The organism is Pseudomonas berkeleyensis (genome assembly GCF_014109765.1).
Classification (GTDB): Bacteria; Pseudomonadota; Gammaproteobacteria; order Pseudomonadales; family Pseudomonadaceae; genus Aquipseudomonas; species Aquipseudomonas berkeleyensis.
The window spans coordinates 5,127,131-5,144,766 of sequence record NZ_CP059139.1 but is presented as its reverse complement, the minus strand read 5'-3'; the positions used below and the strand labels follow the sequence as shown (position 1 = coordinate 5,144,766).

The following is a 17,636-nucleotide window of genomic DNA, read 5'->3' as shown; positions in this document are numbered from 1 at the left end:
CTGCTCTTGCGCGACGTTTTGTCGCGTCCTGGTGCTACTCTCTGCAAACTTTGGCTGCAGCGAGTTGTCGCGGTCGCCTTTGCTTGCACGTAACCATAAAAAGAGACATTCCCATGACTGACGCCTTTGCATTGGACGGCGCTGCGGCTAAGCCTGCATTCCTGTCCAAGGAACGCATCATCGCGCGACCCGGCTTCAACCGCTGGCTTGTTCCGCCTGCCGCTCTCGCTATCCACCTCTGCATCGGGATGGCCTACGGTTTCTCCGTGTTCTGGCTGCCGCTGTCGAAGGCTATCGGCATCGACACCGCCGTCGCCTGCGCGCCTGATATCGGTTTCTTCGAGCAGATTTTCGCCAGCAACTGCGACTGGCAGATCTCCATGCTTGGCTGGATCTACACCCTGTTCTTCGTCTTCCTCGGTTGCTCTGCCGCAATCTGGGGCGGCTGGCTGGAACACGCAGGCCCGCGTAAGGCCGGTGTGGTTTCCGCATTGTGCTGGTGTGGTGGTCTGCTGATTTCCGCACTGGGTATCTACACCCACCAGATCTGGCTGATGTGGCTGGGTTCCGGGGTAATCGGCGGTATCGGCCTGGGCCTGGGTTACATCTCCCCGGTGTCGACGCTGATCAAGTGGTTCCCGGACCGTCGTGGCATGGCCACCGGTATGGCGATCATGGGCTTCGGTGGCGGTGCGATGGTCGGTGCGCCGCTGGCGGCGCTGCTGATGAGCCACTTCTCCAGTGAAACCAGCGTCGGTGTCTGGCAGAGCTTCGTGGTCATGGCGGTGATCTACTTCGTCTTCATGATCGGTGGCGCGCTGTCCTACCGCGTACCGCCGACCGGCTGGAAACCGGCGGGCTGGACTGCTCCGGCAGCCAAGGCCAACAACGCGATGATCACCAAGGGCCACGTCCATGTGAATACCGCGTGGAAAACTCCGCAATTCTGGCTGGTCTGGGCCGTGCTGTGCCTGAACGTGTCGGCCGGTATCGGCATCATCGGCATGGCTTCTCCGCTGCTGCAGGAAGTCTTCGCTGGCAAGCTGATTGGCGTTGATCTGTCGTTCAACGAGCTGAGCTCTGCGCAACTGGTGGAAATCGCTGCCATCGCTGCTGGCTTCACTGGTCTGCTGAGCCTGTTCAACATCGGTGGTCGCTTCTTCTGGGCTTCCTGCTCGGACTTCATCGGGCGCAAGGGCACTTACTTCGTGTTCTTCGGCCTGGGCTTCGCGCTCTACGCCTCGGTGCCGATGCTGGGTCACCTGGGTAGCCTGGCGCTGTTCGTGTTGGCGTTCTGCGTGATCCTGTCGATGTACGGTGGTGGTTTCGCCACGGTGCCGGCCTACCTGGCTGACCTGTTCGGTACGCAGATGGTCGGCGCGATCCATGGCCGTCTGCTGACTGCCTGGGCTGCTGCTGGCGTGCTGGGCCCGGTGCTGGTCAACTACCTCCGCGAGTACCAGTTGAGCATCGGTGTGGAGAAGGCCGCGGCTTACGACATCACCCTGTACATCCTCGCTGGCATGCTGGTGCTGGGCTTCATCTGCAACGCCCTGGTGCGTCCGGTGGCGCCGAAGTACTTCATGACCGAAGCCGAGCTGGCCGCCGAGCGCGCTCATGGCGAGAAGTCGGCTCCGGCTGCTGCCGAGCTGGAATGGGCCGCTGATCCGGCGAGCAAGCCTATCGTGGCTGCGGCCTGGCTGGTCGTCGGTATCCCGCTGGCCTGGGGTGTCTGGGTCACGCTGCAGAAGACGCTGGTGCTGTTCTAAGAACCTATCCACGATCAGCTGCGCGTCAGCCCTACTGCGTTGAAAACAGGCTCGGCAAGCCGCTTGCGGCTAACGCACTTTAGTGCGGCCCCGGAGGGGCGAGCGAAGCGAGTAATGCTCATTTACATCAGTAAACTCCGCTTCCTCGCCTGTTTTCGCCTTGTAGGGCTCTAGCTCGCAAGATCGCAAACAGATTCTTGTTTGTTATCCGCTGAAAAAGCCCGCTCGCACGCATGTGCCGGCGGGCTTTTCTCTTTATAGAGTGGCCTGATGCTGGCGATAGCCACTCGATCCGACCGTCGCCGGTAGCCGTTCACGCCCCGCCACGCCTATAATGCTGGCCTTTTTCCGTTGGCAATTTCGTGGAGCTGGTGATGGCCGAACGTACGGCATCCGTCGAGCGCAACACCCTGGAGACCCAGATCAAGGTCTCGATCAATCTGGATGGCACCGGTAAGGCCAAGTTCGATATTGGCGTGCCTTTTCTCGAGCACATGCTCGACCAGATCGCCCGTCATGGCCTGATCGACCTGGACATCTACTGCAAGGGCGACCTGCACATCGACGACCACCACACCGTCGAGGACGTCGGTATCACCCTCGGCCAGGCGTTCGCCAAGGCTGTCGGCGACAAGAAGGGCATGACCCGTTACGGTCATTCCTACGTGCCGCTCGACGAAGCGCTGTCGCGCGTGGTGATCGACTTCTCTGGCCGTCCGGGCCTGCAGATGCACGTGCCGTTCACTCGCGCCGTGGTCGGTGGTTTCGACGTCGATCTGTTCCAGGAATTCTTCCAGGGCTTCGTCAACCATGCCCAGGTCAGCCTGCACATCGACAACCTGCGTGGGGTGAACACCCACCACCAGATCGAGACCGTGTTCAAGGCCTTCGGCCGCGCGCTGCGCATGGCCGTCGAGCTCGACCCGCGCATGGCCGGGCAGATGCCGTCGACCAAGGGCACCCTGTAATGCAGACCGTAGCCGTCATCGATTACGGCATGGGTAACCTGCACTCGGTGGCCAAGGCGCTCGAACACGTCGGCGCCGGCCGGGTGCTGGTGACCAGCGACGCCAAGGTGATCCGCGAGGCGGATCGCGTGGTGTTTCCCGGTGTCGGCGCGATCCGCGACTGCATGGGCGAAATCAAGCGTCTGGGCTTCGACGAGCTGGTGCGTGAAGTCAGCGCCGACCGCCCGTTCCTCGGCATCTGCGTCGGCATGCAGGCCCTGCTGGAACGCAGCGAGGAGAACGACGGCGTCGATTGCATCGGCCTGTTCCCCGGCCAGGTGCGCTTCTTCGGCAAGGATCTGGTTGAAGAGGGCGAGCGCCTCAAGGTGCCGCACATGGGCTGGAACGAGGTGAGCCAGGCGGTTAAGCACCCGCTGTGGCACGACATCCCCGAGCACGCGCGCTTCTACTTCGTGCACAGCTATTACATCGAGGCAGGCAAGCCGCAGCAGGTGGTTGGCCGTGGCCACTACGGCAAGGACTTCGCCGCGGCCCTGGCCGAAGGTTCGCGCTTTGCCGTGCAGTTCCACCCAGAGAAGAGCCATACCCATGGCCTGCAGTTGCTGCAGAACTTCGCCGCCTGGGACGGGCGCTGGTAATGGCTCGCGCCAAGGTGCCGAGCCTGGCGCTGGAGCCTGCCCAGGAGCAGGCCGCGCTATTGCTGCTGCAGCGTTTTCTCGATGAGCGCTTCGAGCTGGAACTGGGCACCTTCGAGGTGCAGGAAGTGCTCGATCTGATCACCCGCGAGCTGGCACCGCACTATTACAACAAGGCGATTCTCGATGTGCAGGCGCACCTGAAAGACAGGTTCGAAAGCATCGAGAGCGACCTCTGGGCGCTCGAGAAGAGCTGACCCTTTTTCCGTTTTCAAGACTTGAGCAGGTTCAACCGATGCTGATTATCCCCGCTATCGATCTGAAGGACGGCGCCTGCGTGCGTCTGCGCCAGGGCCGCATGGAAGATTCCACCGTGTTCTCCGATGACCCGGTAAGCATGGCTGCCAAATGGGTCGAGGGCGGCTGCCGTCGTCTGCACCTGGTCGATCTGAACGGCGCCTTCGAAGGTCAACCGGTCAATGGCGAAGTGGTTACCGCCATCGCCAAGCGCTACCCGACCCTGCCGATCCAGATCGGCGGCGGCATCCGTACCCTGGAAACCATCGAGCACTACGTGCGCGCTGGTGTTAGCTACGTGATCATCGGCACCAAGGCGGTGAAAGAGCCCGAGTTCGTTACCGAGGCGTGCAAGGCCTTCCCCGGCAAGGTCATCGTCGGCCTGGATGCCAAGGACGGTTTCGTTGCCACTGACGGCTGGGCCGAAGTGTCCAGCGTGCAGGCCACCGACCTGGCCAAGCGTTTCGAGGCCGATGGCGTGTCTGCCATCGTCTACACCGACATCGCCAAAGACGGCATGATGCAGGGCTGCAACGTCGAGGCTACCGCCGCACTGGCCGCTGCCAGTCGCATCCCGGTGATCGCTTCCGGCGGCATCCACAACCTGGGTGATATCGAGAAGCTGCTGCTGGCGCGTTCGCCCGGCATCATCGGCGCCATCACCGGCCGTGCCATCTATGAAGGCACCCTGGATGTAGCCGAAGCGCAGAGCTTCTGCGATTCCTACAAGGGTTAAACCGTAGGGCGGGTGAAACCCGCCGCCACTGACGCAATCTTTATCGGTGGGTTGCACCCACCCTACGGAGTTCCGTATGGCACTGGCCAAACGCATCATCCCCTGCCTCGACGTGGACAACGGCCGCGTGGTCAAGGGCGTCAAGTTCGAGAACATCCGCGATGCCGGCGACCCGGTGGAAATCGCCCGTCGCTACGACGAGCAGGGTGCCGACGAGATCACCTTCCTCGACATCACCGCCAGCGTCGATGGGCGCGACACCACGCTGCACACCGTCGAGCGCATGGCCAGCCAGGTATTCATTCCGCTCACCGTCGGTGGCGGCGTGCGTACCGTGCAGGACATCCGTAACCTGCTCAATGCTGGTGCCGACAAGGTGTCGATCAACACCGCTGCGGTGTTCAACCCCGAGTTCGTCGGCGAGGCGGCTGCACGTTTCGGCTCGCAGTGCATCGTTGTCGCCATCGACGCCAAGCGCGTAGCACCGGGGCGCTGGGAAATCTTCACCCACGGCGGGCGCAAGCCGACCGGCCTGGATGCCGTGGCCTGGGCGAAGAAGATGGAAGACCTTGGTGCTGGCGAGATCCTTCTGACCAGCATGGATCAGGACGGCGTGAAGAGCGGCTACGACTTGGGCGTGACCCGCGCCATCAGTGAGACCGTGCGCATCCCGGTGATCGCCTCCGGCGGCGTCGGCAACTTGCAGCACCTGGCCGACGGCATCATCGACGGCAAGGCCGATGCGGTGCTCGCTGCGAGCATCTTCCACTTCGGCGAATACACCGTGCCGGAGGCCAAGGCCTACCTGGCCAGCCGCGGTATCGTCGTGCGCTGATCCGCTTGTCGCGTCGAGCCGCCTGCGCGGTTCGACGCGGCGGCCCCCCCTCCCAGCGAAAAACCTGCTGACCGAGCCCATCGGTCAAAGCTGCGGGCGAGTCGACGGCAAAGTGCCAGCGATGCGGCTAGCATTGCCCGCCATTTTCCAACCCCAAGCCTTCTGCCCTCGGCGGATGGGCACCTTTTGCCGAGCATTTTCGACACGGAGTCTTCATGTTCCTTCTTCGATTCGTGACCATCCTGGCCCTCTCCTGCGGTCTGGGCCTTGCCCGGGCAGAGCCCTTGGTGCTGCTCACGGAAAACCTGCCGCCGTTCAACATGTCGGCCAACGGCAACAACTTCGCGCGTGACGACAATGTCACCGGGATGAGCGCCGACATCCTGCGGGCGGTGTGCGAGCGTGCGCAGGTCGACTGCCAACTGATCCTGCGTTTCCCCTGGCAGCGCGTCTATCAGCAAACGCTGGATGAGCCGGGCTACGGGCTGTTCTCCACGGCGCGAACCGCAGAGCGCGAGAAGCTTTTCAAGTGGGTGGGGCCGATTGCGCAGAACGACTGGGTGCTGTTCGCCAAGGGCGACAATTCGATCCAGCTGGCGACCCTGCGAGACGCCGGACGCTATCGCATCGGTGGCTACAAGGGCGATGCCAAGACCCAGTTCCTGCTGGACAAGGGCCTGGAGGTACAGACGGCGCTGCGCGACACCGAGAACCTGCGCAAGCTCGAGCGTGGCCAGATCGACCTCTGGGTGACGTCCAGTCAGGCTGGCCGCTTCGTCGCGCGCCAGGAGGGTATCGAGAACCTCAAGGTCGTGCAGCATCTGCACACGGCTGACCTGTATCTCGCCCTCAATCTGCAAACGCCTGACGAGCTGGTGCAGAAGTTGCAGCAAGCATTGGATGCACTGCGGGCCGAAGGTGCGTTGAAGAGCATCGAGGGGCGCTATTGAGGCAGACTGCCAGTAGCCGCTGGGCCGGGGAGGGTATGGCGGTTATTCTGATGGGGTCTGCCTTTTCATAAAAGAGAAATGCCATGTTCAAACGCCTGCTACTCGCGCTGGGCGGCACCCTTGTGGTGCTGACGGGTGCTGCGCGCGCCGAAGTGGATCCGAACTACACCGTGGTTCTGCTGACCGAAAATTTCCCGCCATACAACATGGCGATCAATGGCAAGAACTTCGCTCAGGAAGACAATATCGATGGCATCGCCGTGGATATCGTCAAGGAAATGTTCACGCGCGCCGGGGTCAAGTACAACCTGACCCTGCGTTTCCCGTGGGATCGCATCTACAAGCTGGCGCTGGAAAAACCGGGCTATGGTGTATTCGTCACCGCTCGTCTGCCCGAGCGCGAAGCGTTGTTCAAATGGGTGGGGCCCATCGGGCCTGACGACTGGGTGATGCTGGCCAAGGGCGACAGCCCGATCAATCTGGCTAACCTAGACGAAGCCAGGCAGTACCGCATCGGCGCCTACAAGGGCGATGCCATTTCTGAATACCTGACCGACAAGGGTGTGGAACACGGCACTTCGCTGCGTGACCAGGAGAACGCCCGCAAACTGGTGGCTGGCCAGATCGACCTCTGGGCCACCGGTGACCCCGCCGGGCGCTACCTGGCCAAGCAGGAAGGCATCACGGGATTGAAAACGGTGCTGCGTTTCGACAGCGCCGAACTGTACCTGGCGCTGAACAAGGACATGCCCGACGAGATCGTCGCCAAGCTGCAGGCTGCGCTGGATCAGATGCGGGCCGAAGGCTTCGTCGACGCTACGCTCAACAAGTACCTCTAGAACCCTGTGTCCGGCCACGAACCGGGCACACGCCATGGATGGCAAAGCCGCTGAGTGCCAATGATCGGGCTCGGGCCCATGCAAGGATGCCGCTAGCCATAACCACAAATCATGCGAGCGGTACGTCTTATGCTGAAAACTCTGAAGAAAAGCCTGTTCGTCGCCCTGTTCCTCGCCTCCGGTTTCGCCCATGCGGAGCTGCCGTCAGACTACAAGGTGGTGCTGCTGACCGAGAATTTCCCGCCCTTCAACATGGCGGTGGACGACAAGAACTTCGCCCGTGATGACGGCATCGACGGCATCAGTGCCGACATCGTGCGCGAGATGTTCAAGCGTGCCGGCATCGACTACACCCTGACCCTGCGCTTCCCCTGGGATCGCCTCTATCGCCTGACCCTGGACAAGCCCAACTACGGGCTGTTCTCCACCACCTATACCGAGGAGCGCAAGCCGCTGTTCAAGTGGGTTGGACCGCTGGCCAAGACCGGCTGGGTATTGCTTGCAGCACCGGGTAACGACATCAAGGTGGCGAGCCTGCAGGACGCGGCCAAGTACCGCGTCGGTGCCTACAAGAACGATGCGGTCAGCCAGCACCTGGAGAGCCAGGGCCTGGAGCCGATCAACGCCCTGCGTGACCAGGAGAACGTGAAGAAACTGGTGCGTGGGCAGATCGACCTGTGGGCGACCACCGACCCGGTCGGCCGTTACCTGGCCAAGCAGGAAGACGTCAGCGGTCTCAACACCGTGCTGCGCTTCAACGACGCCGAGCTTTATCTGGCGCTGAACAAGGACACCCCGGACGAGGTCGTCGAGCGTCTGCAGAAGGCCCTGGACGAGTTGCGCAGCGAAGGCTTCATCGACGACATCACCGAGAACTACCTGTAAAACCGTGGGGTGTGCTGTACGCATCGGCTGTGGCGCTGGTGCCGGCTTCGGTGCGCACGGCGCACCCTACGGGCGATGAGATGCGCTGCGTTACAGGACTTCGCCAAAGAAAAAGCCCGGACAGTTGTCCGGGCTTTTTCGTATCGCCGAAGTAGGCTCAGTTGCCGCGGGTGACGCTCAAGCCTTTGAGCAGGTTCAGCGCCTGGCTCAGTTGATAGTCGTCATCCTGTGGACGCTCGGTGCGTGCAGCCTGTGCTCCTTTACTCGGGCGATCCGCGCCGCCGTTGCCGTTGCCCAGATGCCCCTGCAGGTCGGCTTCCTTGATGCCTTCGCTGTCCTGCTCGCGAGTGACCTTGGCGCGCGCCACCTCGATGTCCGGGATGATGCCCTGGGCCTGGATCGAGCGGCCATTGGGGGTGAAGTACAGCGCGGTGGTCAGCTTCAGGGCGCGATCGTTGTTCAGCGGTAGCACGGTCTGTACCGAGCCCTTGCCGAAGCTGTCGGTGCCCATCAGCACGGCGCGTTTGTGATCTTGCAGGGCGCCAGCGACGATTTCCGAAGCCGAGGCGCTGCCGCCGTTGATCAGCACCACCAACGGCACACCTTCGCTGGCATCGGCCGGGTCAGCGTTGAAGCGCAGCTCGGAGTTGGCCAGGCGGCCTTCGGTGTAGACAATCAGGCCGCTCTTGAGGAAGTGGTCGGCCACTTCCACGGCAGCCTGCAGCACGCCGCCCGGGTTGTTGCGCAGATCCATCACCAGGCCGCGCAGCTTCTTGTTGCCGTTCTCCTGGCGCAGCTTGGTCAGCGCCTTGCCCACCTCTTCGCCGGTGTTGACCTGGAACTGCGAGATGCGCAGGTAGCCGTAGCCGTCCTCGAGCATCTGGCTCTTCACGCTACGAACCTTGATCACTGCGCGGGTCAGGGTCAGGTCGAAGGGACGACCGCCGTCGCGCACCAGGGTCAGCTCGATCTTGCTGCCGGCCTTGCCGCGCATCTTGTCCACGGCTTCCATCATCGACAGGCCCTTGGTCGGCTGGCCGTCGATTTTCACGATCAGGTCGCCCGGCTGGATACCGGCCTGCGAGGCAGGGGTGTCGTCGATGGGCGAGACGACCTTGATGAAACCGTCTTCCATGCCGACTTCGATGCCCAGGCCGCCAAATTCGCCGCTGGTGCTTTCCTGCAGTTCGAGGAAGGCTTCCGGCTCCAGATAGGCCGAATGCGGGTCGAGGTTGCTGAGCATGCCCTTGATGGCGTTCTCCAGCAGAGTCTTGTCGCTCACGGGCTCGACATAGGCTGCCTTGATGCGATCCATCACCTCGGCGAAGGTGCGCAGGTCATCCAGCGGCAGCGGTGCCTTGCTGCTCGCCGCCGGCGCGGGTGCAGGCTCTGCAGCCTGCAGGGCGGGGGCGCCGAGCAGCAGGCTGAGGGCCAGAGCCAGGCAGGTGGGGCGAAAGCGATGGGACATGAAGACAACTCCTAAATGGATAAAGCGCTTATCCCTGCGCGCGGCACCACTGTGCCGGATCACTCGGGCGACCGTTCTGGCGAATGGCGAAGTACAGTGCCGATGTTTCCTGGCCACCGCTGTTGCCAACGGTGGCAATGGGCTCGCCGGCCTTGACCAGGTCGCCCGCATTCTTGAGCAGGCTCTGGTTATGGCCGTACAGGCTCAGGTAACCATTGCCATGGTCGAGAATGACCAACAGACCAGCGCCACGCAACCAGTCGGCGAATACCACACGACCACCATGCACGGCGCGTACCTGACTGCCGGCCGGTGCACCGATCAGTACACCGTCCCATTTAGTACGAGCGTCGCCGCCGCGAGGGGTTCCGTAGCGTGCTACCAATCGGCCATCGACTGGCCACGGCAACTTGCCTCGCGCGCTGGCGAAAGGCCCGCCGTAGGTGGCTCCGGAGGTAACCTGAGGGCCGCTGGGCTGACCGCTTGGTCGCGCTTGGCGGGCGGCCAGCTCGCGTTTGCGCGCCTCTTCCGCCTCGCGTGCCTGGCGCGCCAGGGTTTCCTCGATGGTCTTCAGTACGCGACCCAGCTCAGCCTGTTCCTGCTGACGGGCCTTGAGGCGTTGATCGCGATTGGCGAATTCATTGTTGAGTTTGGCCAGCGCCTGTTGGCGTTCCTTGCGTGCCTCGGCGAGCTTGGCGTGGCGTTCATCCAGGCCGGCCTTCTGCGCCTGTAGCTGGGCCTGGTGGCTGGTGATTTCCTGCTCGACATTGGCCAGTTGGCGCAGGGTCTCGTTGAATGCGGCAAGCTGGTCGAGACGGGCCTGGCTGAGGTAGTCGTAGTAGGTGAGGGTGCGCGAGAATTTTTCCGGGTTCTGCTGGTTGAGCAGCAGCTTGACGTACTCTTGCCGGCCGCTCTGGTAGGCTGCGCGCGCCTGGATGGCGATCAGTCGCTGCTGTTCAGTGCGGGCGCCCTGGAGTTTTTTTTTCTCCTGATCCAGGCGCTGGATTTCCTGCTCGCTGCCCTTGAGCTCGCGCTGCAGTTCCTTGACCTGGCTTTCCAGGTCGCCCATCTCCGTTTCGGTCTTCTTCAACTGCTGCTGCACGCCGGACTTTTCCTGCTGCAGCTTTTCCAGCAGCTTCTTCAGCTCGATCACATCCTGGCGCGCGGCCTCCAGCTGGCGCTGGGTATCGGCACGCTGATCGGCGATAGCCGGAGCGATCAGGCTGCTGAGCAGGAGCAGGACAAGGATGCGAAGCATGGGCGAGGCGGTACCTGAACGGGGGTAGCGGATGGCGCCTAGTATGCCTAAAAAAGCAGCGGCAAGCTGCAAGCCACAAGCTGTAAGCAGAGAGAAAATAGCGCGTAGCCGGATGCTGATTCGGCAGTGACTACAGGGCGTAGGGTGTGCTCGCCGGAGGCAGCACACCAGTTGCGGCGTACTGTTCGCTGCGCTCCTGAGTACGCCCTACGCCTGCCGCCTTATTGCAGCTCGACGATGGTCTTGCCCGTCATTTCGGCTGGTTGTGGCAGGCCCATCAGCATCAGCAGGGTCGGTGCCACGTCGGCCAGCACGCCGCCTTCGCGGATGCGCGCCGGGCGCTTGCCAACGTAGATGAAGGGCACCGGCTCGCAGGTGTGCGCGGTGTGTGCTTGGCCGGTGCACTCGTCTTCCATCTGCTCGACGTTGCCGTGGTCGGCGGTGATCAACGCTTCGCCACCGACCTTGTCCAGCGCCGCGACGATGCGGCCGACGCAGGTGTCGAGGGTTTCCACGGCCTTGACTGCGGCCTCGAACACGCCGGTGTGGCCGACCATGTCACCGTTGGCGTAGTTGACGATGATCACGTCATAGCGCTGGTTTTCGATGGCATCGACGATCTTGTCGGTGACTTCCGGTGCGCTCATTTCCGGCTGCAGGTCGTAGGTGGCGACGTTCGGCGAAGGAATGAGGATGCGTTCTTCGCCTTCGAACGGCTCTTCGCGGCCGCCGGAGAAGAAGAAGGTGACGTGGGCGTATTTCTCGGTTTCGGCGATGCGCAGCTGGGTCTTGCCGTTCTTCGCCAGGTATTCGCCGAGCACGTTGGTCAGGGCTTCCGGGGCGAAGGCGCTGGGCGCTTTGATGCTCGCCGAGTACTGGGTGAGCATGACGAAGCCGGCCAGTTGCGCCACGCGCTTGCGTTCGAATTCCTTGAAGTCAGGCTCGACGAAGGTGCGGGTCAGCTCGCGGGCGCGGTCGGCGCGGAAGTTCATGAATACCACGGCGTCACCGTCTTCCACCTGCACCGGGGTGCCGACGGTGGTGGCCTTGACGAATTCGTCGCTCTCGCCGCGGGCGTAGGCCGCTTCCAGGCCGGCGACTGCGGTGGCTGCGTTGAACTGGCCGGCGCCGTCGACGATCAGCTCGTAGGCCTGCTGCACGCGATCCCAGCGGTTGTCGCGATCCATGGCGAAGTAGCGGCCGATCAGGCTGGCGATGCGGCCCTTGCCGAGGCGGGCGAAGGTGGCGTCGAGCAGTTCGATGGAGCTTTGCGCGCTTTTCGGTGGGGTGTCGCGGCCGTCGAGGAAGGCATGCAGGTAGATTTTCTCGGCGCCACGCTTGGCGGCCAGTTCGGCCATGGCGACTAGGTGATCCTGGTGGCTGTGCACGCCGCCATCGGAGAGCAGGCCGAGGATGTGTACGGCCTTGCCACCAGCGACTGCCTTGTCCACGGCCTGGTTGATCGTGGCGTTCTCGAAGAACTCGCCATCGCGGATGGCTTTGGTCACGCGGGTGAAATCCTGGTACACCACGCGGCCGGCACCGAGGTTCATGTGGCCGACTTCGGAGTTGCCCATCTGCCCGTCGGGCAGGCCGACGTCCATGCCGCTACCGGAAATCAGGCCGTGCGGGTAGTTGGCGCGCAGGCGGTCGTAGACTGGCGTGTCGGCGGCATAGATGGCGTTGTACTCGGGGGTGTCGCTGTGACCGAAGCCGTCGAGGATGATCAGAACCAAGGGTTTTGGCGTGGCGCTCATGAAGCTGGCTCGCTCTGCGTCTGAGGGGGCAATGAAACAGCCCGGCATTTTAGGGGCAAGTGCCTGGCACGTCACTGCCAGACGGGGTTTGGCCGACCTGTGGGCCTGTGTATACTGGCCGGCATTTTACCGTCCTGGGCCTTATAGATGTTCGCCAACCTGATTGAATTCGTCATTAACCACTATGTACTGAGTGGATTGTTCGTCGTCCTGCTGGTGCTGCTGATCGTCACCGAGCTGCGCAAGGGTGGCCAGAGCTTGTCCAGCCGTGAGCTGACTGCACTGGTCAACAGCGATAAGGGCGTGGTGCTCGACGTGCGTGCACAGAAGGACTACTCCGCCGGGCATATCGTCGATTCGCTGCACATCCCCTACGACAAGGTGGCTGCGCGTATCGCCGAGCTGGAAAAGCACAAGGCCAAGACCATCGTGGTGGTCGATGCCATGGGCCAGCACGCCGGCAGCATCGCCCGCGAACTGAAGAAGGCCGGTTATACCGCCGCGAAGCTGTCCGGTGGTATCGCCACCTGGCGTGGCGACAACCTGCCACTGGTGAAGTGACATGGCTGGTGTGGTCATCTATTCCAGCGACTGGTGCCCCTACTGCATCCGTGCCAAGCAATTGCTGGCGAGCAAAGGGGTGGATTACGAGGAAATTCGTGTCGATGGCCAGCCAGCCATGCGCGCGGAGATGACCCGCAAGGCAGGCCGCACCTCGGTGCCACAAATCTGGATCGGCAGCACCCATGTGGGCGGCTGTGACGACCTCTACGCCCTGGAGCGCGCCGGCAAGCTCGACGCACTGCTGCAGAGCCCCGCTTGAAACCGTAACGTTAAGGAAGGCAAACGCCATGACCGAGCAAGCCAACAGCGGTGCCGCCGCTGCCGATTCGCAGAACCCGCAATTCTCCCTGCAGCGCATCTACGTCAAGGATCTGTCCTTCGAAGCGCCGAAGAGCCCGGAAATCTTCCGTCAGGAGTGGACGCCGAGCGTCGGTCTGGATCTCAACACCCGCCAGCGCGGCCTGGAAGGTGACTTCCACGAAGTGGTGCTGACCCTGTCGGTGACCGTCAAGAACGGCGAAGAAGTTGCCTTCATCGCTGAAGTTCAGCAGGCTGGCATCTTCCTGATCAAGGGCCTGGACGCAGCGTCGATGAGCCACACCCTTGGCGCCTTCTGCCCGAACATCCTGTTCCCGTATGCCCGTGAGGCACTGGACAGCCTGGTGACCCGTGGTTCCTTCCCGGCACTGATGCTGTCGCCGGTGAACTTCGATGCTCTGTACGCCCAGGAGCTGCAGCGCATGCAGCAGGCTGGCCAGGCCGAAACCACCGCTCACTAAGCGTTGGTCGATCGAATGAAAAAGCGCCCCGTGGGGCGCTTTTTTGTTGTGCGTGATCATGCTGGGTGGGCAGTCGATACGCACAGCGCACCCTACTGATCAGCGTCGGTGAAGCCGTTCTGCCGCCAGGCCTCGTAGACGGTGACGGCCACGGTGTTGGACAGGTTCAGGCTACGGCAACCGGCGCGCATGGGCAGGCGTACGCGCTGCTCCGGCGGCAGGGCGTTGCGCACTTCCTCCGGCAGGCCACGGCTTTCCGGGCCGAACAGGAAGGCATCACCAGGCTGGTAGGCGATCTCGTGGAAGGGTTGCGAGCCCTTGGTGGTGAAGGCGAACAGGCGTGGCTGGTCGAGGCTTTCCAGGCATACTTCCAGGCTGGGGTGGCGTTTGAGCGTGGCGTACTCGTGATAATCCAGCCCGGCGCGGCGCAGGCGCTTGTCGTCCAGCTCGAAGCCCAGCGGCTCGATCAGGTGCAACTGGCAGCCGCTGTTGGCGCACAGCCTGATAATGTTGCCGGTATTGGGTGGGATTTCCGGTTGGAAGAGGATGACGTGGAACATGCAGGGCTCCGAGCACAGGGATGACGAGCATTCTACGCCGGTCGAGGATCCCCGGCCGCGACTTCGCTGGCGCTTCATCGCCTCGGTGCTGCTCATCGCCTTTCTGGTCGGGGTGATGCTGGGCCGTTTGTTCGATCCACCGCGCTTGCGTATCGAGGATGCCGAGCCCTGGGAGCAGGGCTTGCAGCTCTGGTTCAATCGCGAGCCCCAGGCATTGACCGAGCATGTCGACGGCGCACTGGTGTATCGCTTCGACGATGCCTATGGACGAGTGCGTGACGGGCAGCTGAGCCTGCCAATGGGGTTGGTGAACTGGCGCATCGAGCGCGACGGACGGGATCTGCTGCTGGTCTTGATCTCACCCCGCCCGCTGGACGGGGTGTGGCGCGGCGCGCCGGAGGATGGACGTTGGCGCGTGAGGCTGGCGCTGCGTCCTGAATAAAGAAGGGGATTCCCCGGCCTGCCTGTACCAAGGTCCCCGAAACGGGTGGCGCCGTGCTCATCGAGCGGGTTACGGCGCGCTGCTGTGACGCGTCTGTCGCGTCGAATAAAGAAGGGGATTCCCCGGCCTGCCTGTACCAAGGTCCCCGAAACTGGGTCTTGCCTTACCTTATGCAGGGCGTGTGCCAATTTTATTACCAAGGCTGAAAAGCCAGATTTCGCGGGGCGCAGGGCACCTTGAGGGGGGCACATCTGCATGGAGTGGCGGGGTGGTGCACCAGCGTGCAGCGTGATGCACCGTTGGCGCACCACGCTGTGCATGGATGGCTTAGAACCTGCTTCGGATCTTGCGAGCTAGAGATAAACAGTGGCGAAAATGGCTGAGGAAGCGGAGTTTACTTGAGTAAATGAGCATTCCGATTCCGTTTTCAACGCTGTTTAGCCGACGCGCAGCAGATCCGAGACAGGTTCTTTAGTGAGGAAGGAGCCTGAGCGTTCCCTGTCTATGCGCCACTACATCCGCCTCGCTCAGATGCTGCGGTTGGTACTGGCCGGTGACATGGGCCTGCGCCTGGTCGCCGTAATGGGCATCGAAGAGCACGCCGCTCTGACCCACCGGAATGCCGCCCAGCGCCTTGTCGGCATCGGCCAGGTCGATCAGACGTCGGGTCGATGGCCCGTAGATCACCGGCCACGGTGCCGGGCCGACCTTGTGCGACAGGTTGTTCGGCGTTTCATGGCCGCCGGGCGCGGCAAGCGGGCCGACGTTGAGCAGCCAGGCCAGCGGCTGCTGCTGGCCCAATGGATGGCTGTGGGTGAGGGTGTGCGCTCGCTCCCAGTGCCAGGTGCTGGCGTCATCGCCGAGTACGCTGCGCAGGTGTTCCAGGCTGGCGCGCCAGGCGTCTGCCACGATCTGCGCGCGGCTTTCGCGCTGTTCGCTGCCCTGGCGATTCCACCAGGGTGACTCGGCGTCGGCGGTCAGACGCGGCAACGCCGTGTCGAGTACGCGGGTCTGCAGCAGGCTGTCGAAGAACACGTCGCCCAACTCGTCGGCCATGGCTTCGTGAGCGAGCTGGTAGGTCAGCTGGTTGAATAGCGTGGCGGCGACGGAGTCGAGTGTGTGGTCGCCGTTCCAGTTGGCCAGTTGCTCCACCAGGGCGCGTTCCTCATCGTTCGCTGCTGCCTCACGCAGTTCGTCGAGAATCGGTGCCAGCAGGCGTGGGCCATAGCCGGTGCCGGGGTCGAGCTGCAGGGCCTGACTGTTGTGCGTGTCCCATTTCACCGAGGCATCGCTCAGGCGCTGGTTCAGGCGTTGACCGCGATCCGGCAGGTTGTAATAGCCGGGAATCTCGATGCCGCTGGCAGGCACTGGCTGGTAGTTGGCCGAGACGATATAGCCGCGCTGCGGGTTCTCTTCCTGTGGGTTGGCAGTGAAGGGATGGTAGCCGAGCTTGTCCGCCTCACCGCTGGCGCCGTCGAGAATGAAGGTCGGGTTGACCCCGGCCGGGCGCAGCGGCAGCTTGGCTGCAGCCCACCAGCCGATGTCACCAGCGGCATTGGCCCAGACCACGTTGAGACCCGGCGCTTCGATTTTCTCGGCTGCAGTGCGGGCCTTGTCCAGGGTCTCAGCGCGGCCCAGCTGGTAGAAGGCATCGAGCAACGGATTGTCGGTTTCGAGGAAGGCCCACCACATGGCGATCGGCGTGCTGCCGTTGGTCTGGCCCAGGGCATCGTTGACGATCGGCCCGTGCGGGGAGCGACGCAGGGTGATCTGCACCGGTTCGGCGCCCTTGACCTGGATGGTTTCCGTGCGCTGCTGGAGGTCGACCCACTGCCCCTGATACCAGACCTGATCGGTATTGTCCGGGTTGACCCGTTCGGCGATCAGGTCGAGATCGTCGTTCTGGAACATGGTCAGGCTCCAGGCGAAGTCACGGTTGTGGCCGAGCATGGCGCTGGGAATCAGGGCGTGGTGATAGCCGTACAGCTCATAGCCAGGTGCTTGCAGGTGCGCCTCGTACCAGACCGCGGGCAGCGAGAAGCGAATGTGTGGATCGCCGGCCAGCAGTGGTTTGCCGCTGGCGGTGCGGCTACCGGAGATTGCCCAGGCATTGCTGCCTTCGAACTGCGGCAGGCCGCTGCCTTCCAGGGCGCTGTCGGTGAGTTGGGCGAGAGCGGCGAGATCTTTCCAGTCACCGCTGGCCAAGGGCGAGCCGAGCACGCCCTGAGGGTGCCAGTCGAGATCGAACAGCTTGAGATAATCCGCGCCCAGCTCATCGCGGATATGGGTCATCACCGGTTCGGTACGGAACGCGGCGGCGAAACTGTAGGCCATGTAGCCCGCGACGCTAAGTGTATCGGCGACGGTGAAGGGACGCGGTTCGATGCCCAGCAGGTCGAACTCCAGTGGCCGCGGCCGGCTGGCCTGGTACTGATTGACGCCCTCGAGGTAGTGCTGCAGTGCTTGCGTGGAGGGGCTGTTGGCGTCCAGGCGGGCGGCATAGGCGTCGGCATGGCGGCCGATTTCCAGGGTGCGGAACAGGCGGTCGGTGGGCACCAGCTTCTCGCCGAGCACCTCGGCCAGCTCACCGCGCGCCAGGCGCCGCAACAGCTCCATCTGCAGCAGACGATCCTGGGCATGCACGTAGCCCAGGGCGCGATACATGTCGGCTTCGTTCTCGGCGCGAATGTGCGGCACGCCGCGTTCGTCGTAGTCGACCGTGACCGGAGCCTGCAGCGCGCCGAACATCTGTTCGCCATCGCGTATCGGCTGCTTGTCGTGCAGGTACCAGGTCAATCCGCCAGCTGCGGCGGCAACCACCAGGGCAAGGGCGGTCAGAGAGCGTTTCATCGAGCGATCCTTATTGTTATCAAGCAAGCGTCCGAGCATTTTGC

General features: G+C 63.0%; 18 protein-coding genes. 13 read left to right on the top strand and 5 right to left on the bottom strand.

The genetic code is table 11. The features are described 5' to 3' along the window. Nucleotides 1-113: 113 nt before the first annotated feature. The 9 genes from HS968_RS23985 (at nucleotide 114) to HS968_RS23945 (ending at nucleotide 7,914) form a co-directional block, all read left to right on the top strand. Entirely contained in the window at nucleotides 114-1,769 is a 1,656-nt protein-coding gene (locus HS968_RS23985; RefSeq protein WP_106738342.1) for an OFA family MFS transporter, read from the top strand. Between the two features lie 374 nt (nucleotides 1,770-2,143). Then, nucleotides 2,144-2,737, top strand: a complete 594-nt coding sequence (gene hisB / locus HS968_RS23980; RefSeq protein ID WP_106738343.1) for an imidazoleglycerol-phosphate dehydratase HisB — start codon at nucleotides 2,144-2,146, stop codon at nucleotides 2,735-2,737. Continuing rightward, the gene (gene hisH, locus HS968_RS23975; RefSeq protein ID WP_182368974.1) at nucleotides 2,737-3,375 is read left to right on the top strand and encodes an imidazole glycerol phosphate synthase subunit HisH; all 639 of its coding nucleotides are present in this window, start codon (nucleotides 2,737-2,739) and stop codon (nucleotides 3,373-3,375) included. Before hisB ends, hisH begins: the two co-directional genes overlap by 1 nt. Continuing rightward, nucleotides 3,375-3,629 carry a DUF2164 domain-containing protein gene (locus HS968_RS23970; RefSeq protein WP_106738345.1) on the top strand — a complete coding sequence of 85 codons (255 nt, stop codon included), beginning with the start codon at nucleotides 3,375-3,377 and terminating at the stop codon, nucleotides 3,627-3,629. Before hisH ends, HS968_RS23970 begins: the two co-directional genes overlap by 1 nt. A 38-nt stretch (nucleotides 3,630-3,667) precedes the next feature. Continuing rightward, entirely contained in the window at nucleotides 3,668-4,405 is a 738-nt protein-coding gene (gene hisA, locus HS968_RS23965) for a 1-(5-phosphoribosyl)-5-[(5-phosphoribosylamino)methylideneamino]imidazole-4-carboxamide isomerase (RefSeq protein ID WP_182368973.1), read from the top strand. 76 nt (nucleotides 4,406-4,481) lie between these two features. After that, nucleotides 4,482-5,240 (top strand): imidazole glycerol phosphate synthase subunit HisF, encoded by a 759-nt coding sequence (gene hisF / locus HS968_RS23960; protein ID WP_182368972.1) that lies wholly within the window; start codon nucleotides 4,482-4,484, stop codon nucleotides 5,238-5,240. A gap of 215 nt (nucleotides 5,241-5,455) precedes the next feature. After that, nucleotides 5,456-6,190 carry a substrate-binding periplasmic protein gene (locus HS968_RS23955; RefSeq protein ID WP_182368971.1) on the top strand — a complete coding sequence of 245 codons (735 nt, stop codon included), beginning with the start codon at nucleotides 5,456-5,458 and terminating at the stop codon, nucleotides 6,188-6,190. Nucleotides 6,191-6,273: 83 nt separating this feature from the next. Then, nucleotides 6,274-7,029, top strand: coding sequence for a substrate-binding periplasmic protein (locus HS968_RS23950; RefSeq protein WP_182368970.1), 756 nt, complete (start codon nucleotides 6,274-6,276; stop codon nucleotides 7,027-7,029). Nucleotides 7,030-7,158: 129 nt separating this feature from the next. Then, nucleotides 7,159-7,914: a substrate-binding periplasmic protein gene (locus HS968_RS23945; RefSeq protein WP_119694120.1), complete on the top strand. Its 756-nt coding sequence runs from the start codon at nucleotides 7,159-7,161 to the stop codon at nucleotides 7,912-7,914. 157 nt (nucleotides 7,915-8,071) lie between these two features. On the opposite strand, the gene HS968_RS23940 is transcribed toward HS968_RS23945, so the two are convergent. The 3 genes from HS968_RS23940 to gpmI all read right to left on the bottom strand — a co-directional run bounded on the left by HS968_RS23940 (nucleotide 8,072) and on the right by gpmI (nucleotide 12,397). Then, nucleotides 8,072-9,382 carry a S41 family peptidase gene (locus tag HS968_RS23940; RefSeq protein WP_182368969.1) on the bottom strand — a complete coding sequence of 437 codons (1,311 nt, stop codon included), beginning with the start codon at nucleotides 9,380-9,382 and terminating at the stop codon, nucleotides 8,072-8,074. A gap of 28 nt (nucleotides 9,383-9,410) precedes the next feature. Next, the gene (locus HS968_RS23935; protein ID WP_182368967.1) at nucleotides 9,411-10,640 is read right to left on the bottom strand and encodes a murein hydrolase activator EnvC family protein; all 1,230 of its coding nucleotides are present in this window, start codon (nucleotides 10,638-10,640) and stop codon (nucleotides 9,411-9,413) included. A 221-nt stretch (nucleotides 10,641-10,861) separates the two neighbouring features. Next, nucleotides 10,862-12,397 (bottom strand): 2,3-bisphosphoglycerate-independent phosphoglycerate mutase, encoded by a 1,536-nt coding sequence (gene gpmI / locus HS968_RS23930; protein WP_182368966.1) that lies wholly within the window; start codon nucleotides 12,395-12,397, stop codon nucleotides 10,862-10,864. A gap of 147 nt (nucleotides 12,398-12,544) precedes the next feature. On the opposite strand from gpmI, the gene HS968_RS23925 reads away from it, so the two are divergent. Genes HS968_RS23925 through secB form a run of 3 tightly spaced genes read left to right on the top strand, consistent with a single transcriptional unit; the run spans nucleotide 12,545 to nucleotide 13,740 of the window. Further along, nucleotides 12,545-12,958 carry a rhodanese-like domain-containing protein gene (locus tag HS968_RS23925; protein WP_106738354.1) on the top strand — a complete coding sequence of 138 codons (414 nt, stop codon included), beginning with the start codon at nucleotides 12,545-12,547 and terminating at the stop codon, nucleotides 12,956-12,958. Nucleotide 12,959: 1 nt separating this feature from the next. Continuing rightward, nucleotides 12,960-13,220, top strand: a complete 261-nt coding sequence (gene grxC, locus HS968_RS23920; RefSeq protein WP_119694124.1) for a glutaredoxin 3 — start codon at nucleotides 12,960-12,962, stop codon at nucleotides 13,218-13,220. 28 nt (nucleotides 13,221-13,248) lie between these two features. Then, the gene (gene secB / locus HS968_RS23915) at nucleotides 13,249-13,740 is read left to right on the top strand and encodes a protein-export chaperone SecB (RefSeq protein ID WP_106738356.1); all 492 of its coding nucleotides are present in this window, start codon (nucleotides 13,249-13,251) and stop codon (nucleotides 13,738-13,740) included. 92 nt (nucleotides 13,741-13,832) lie between these two features. Here the strand turns inward: secB and trmL are convergent, their stop codons facing one another. After that, nucleotides 13,833-14,300: a tRNA (uridine(34)/cytosine(34)/5-carboxymethylaminomethyluridine(34)-2'-O)-methyltransferase TrmL gene (trmL, locus tag HS968_RS23910; protein WP_182368965.1), complete on the bottom strand. Its 468-nt coding sequence runs from the start codon at nucleotides 14,298-14,300 to the stop codon at nucleotides 13,833-13,835. Here trmL and HS968_RS23905 point away from each other — a divergent pair. Then, nucleotides 14,299-14,742, top strand: coding sequence for a hypothetical protein (locus HS968_RS23905; protein ID WP_182368964.1), 444 nt, complete (start codon nucleotides 14,299-14,301; stop codon nucleotides 14,740-14,742). The two genes, trmL and HS968_RS23905, sit on opposite strands and share 2 nt — an antisense overlap. Nucleotides 14,743-15,213: 471 nt before the next feature. Here HS968_RS23905 and HS968_RS23900 read toward each other — a convergent pair whose 3' ends face one another. Continuing rightward, nucleotides 15,214-17,592, bottom strand: coding sequence for a penicillin acylase family protein (locus tag HS968_RS23900; RefSeq protein WP_182368962.1), 2,379 nt, complete (start codon nucleotides 17,590-17,592; stop codon nucleotides 15,214-15,216). Nucleotides 17,593-17,636 lie beyond the last annotated feature (44 nt).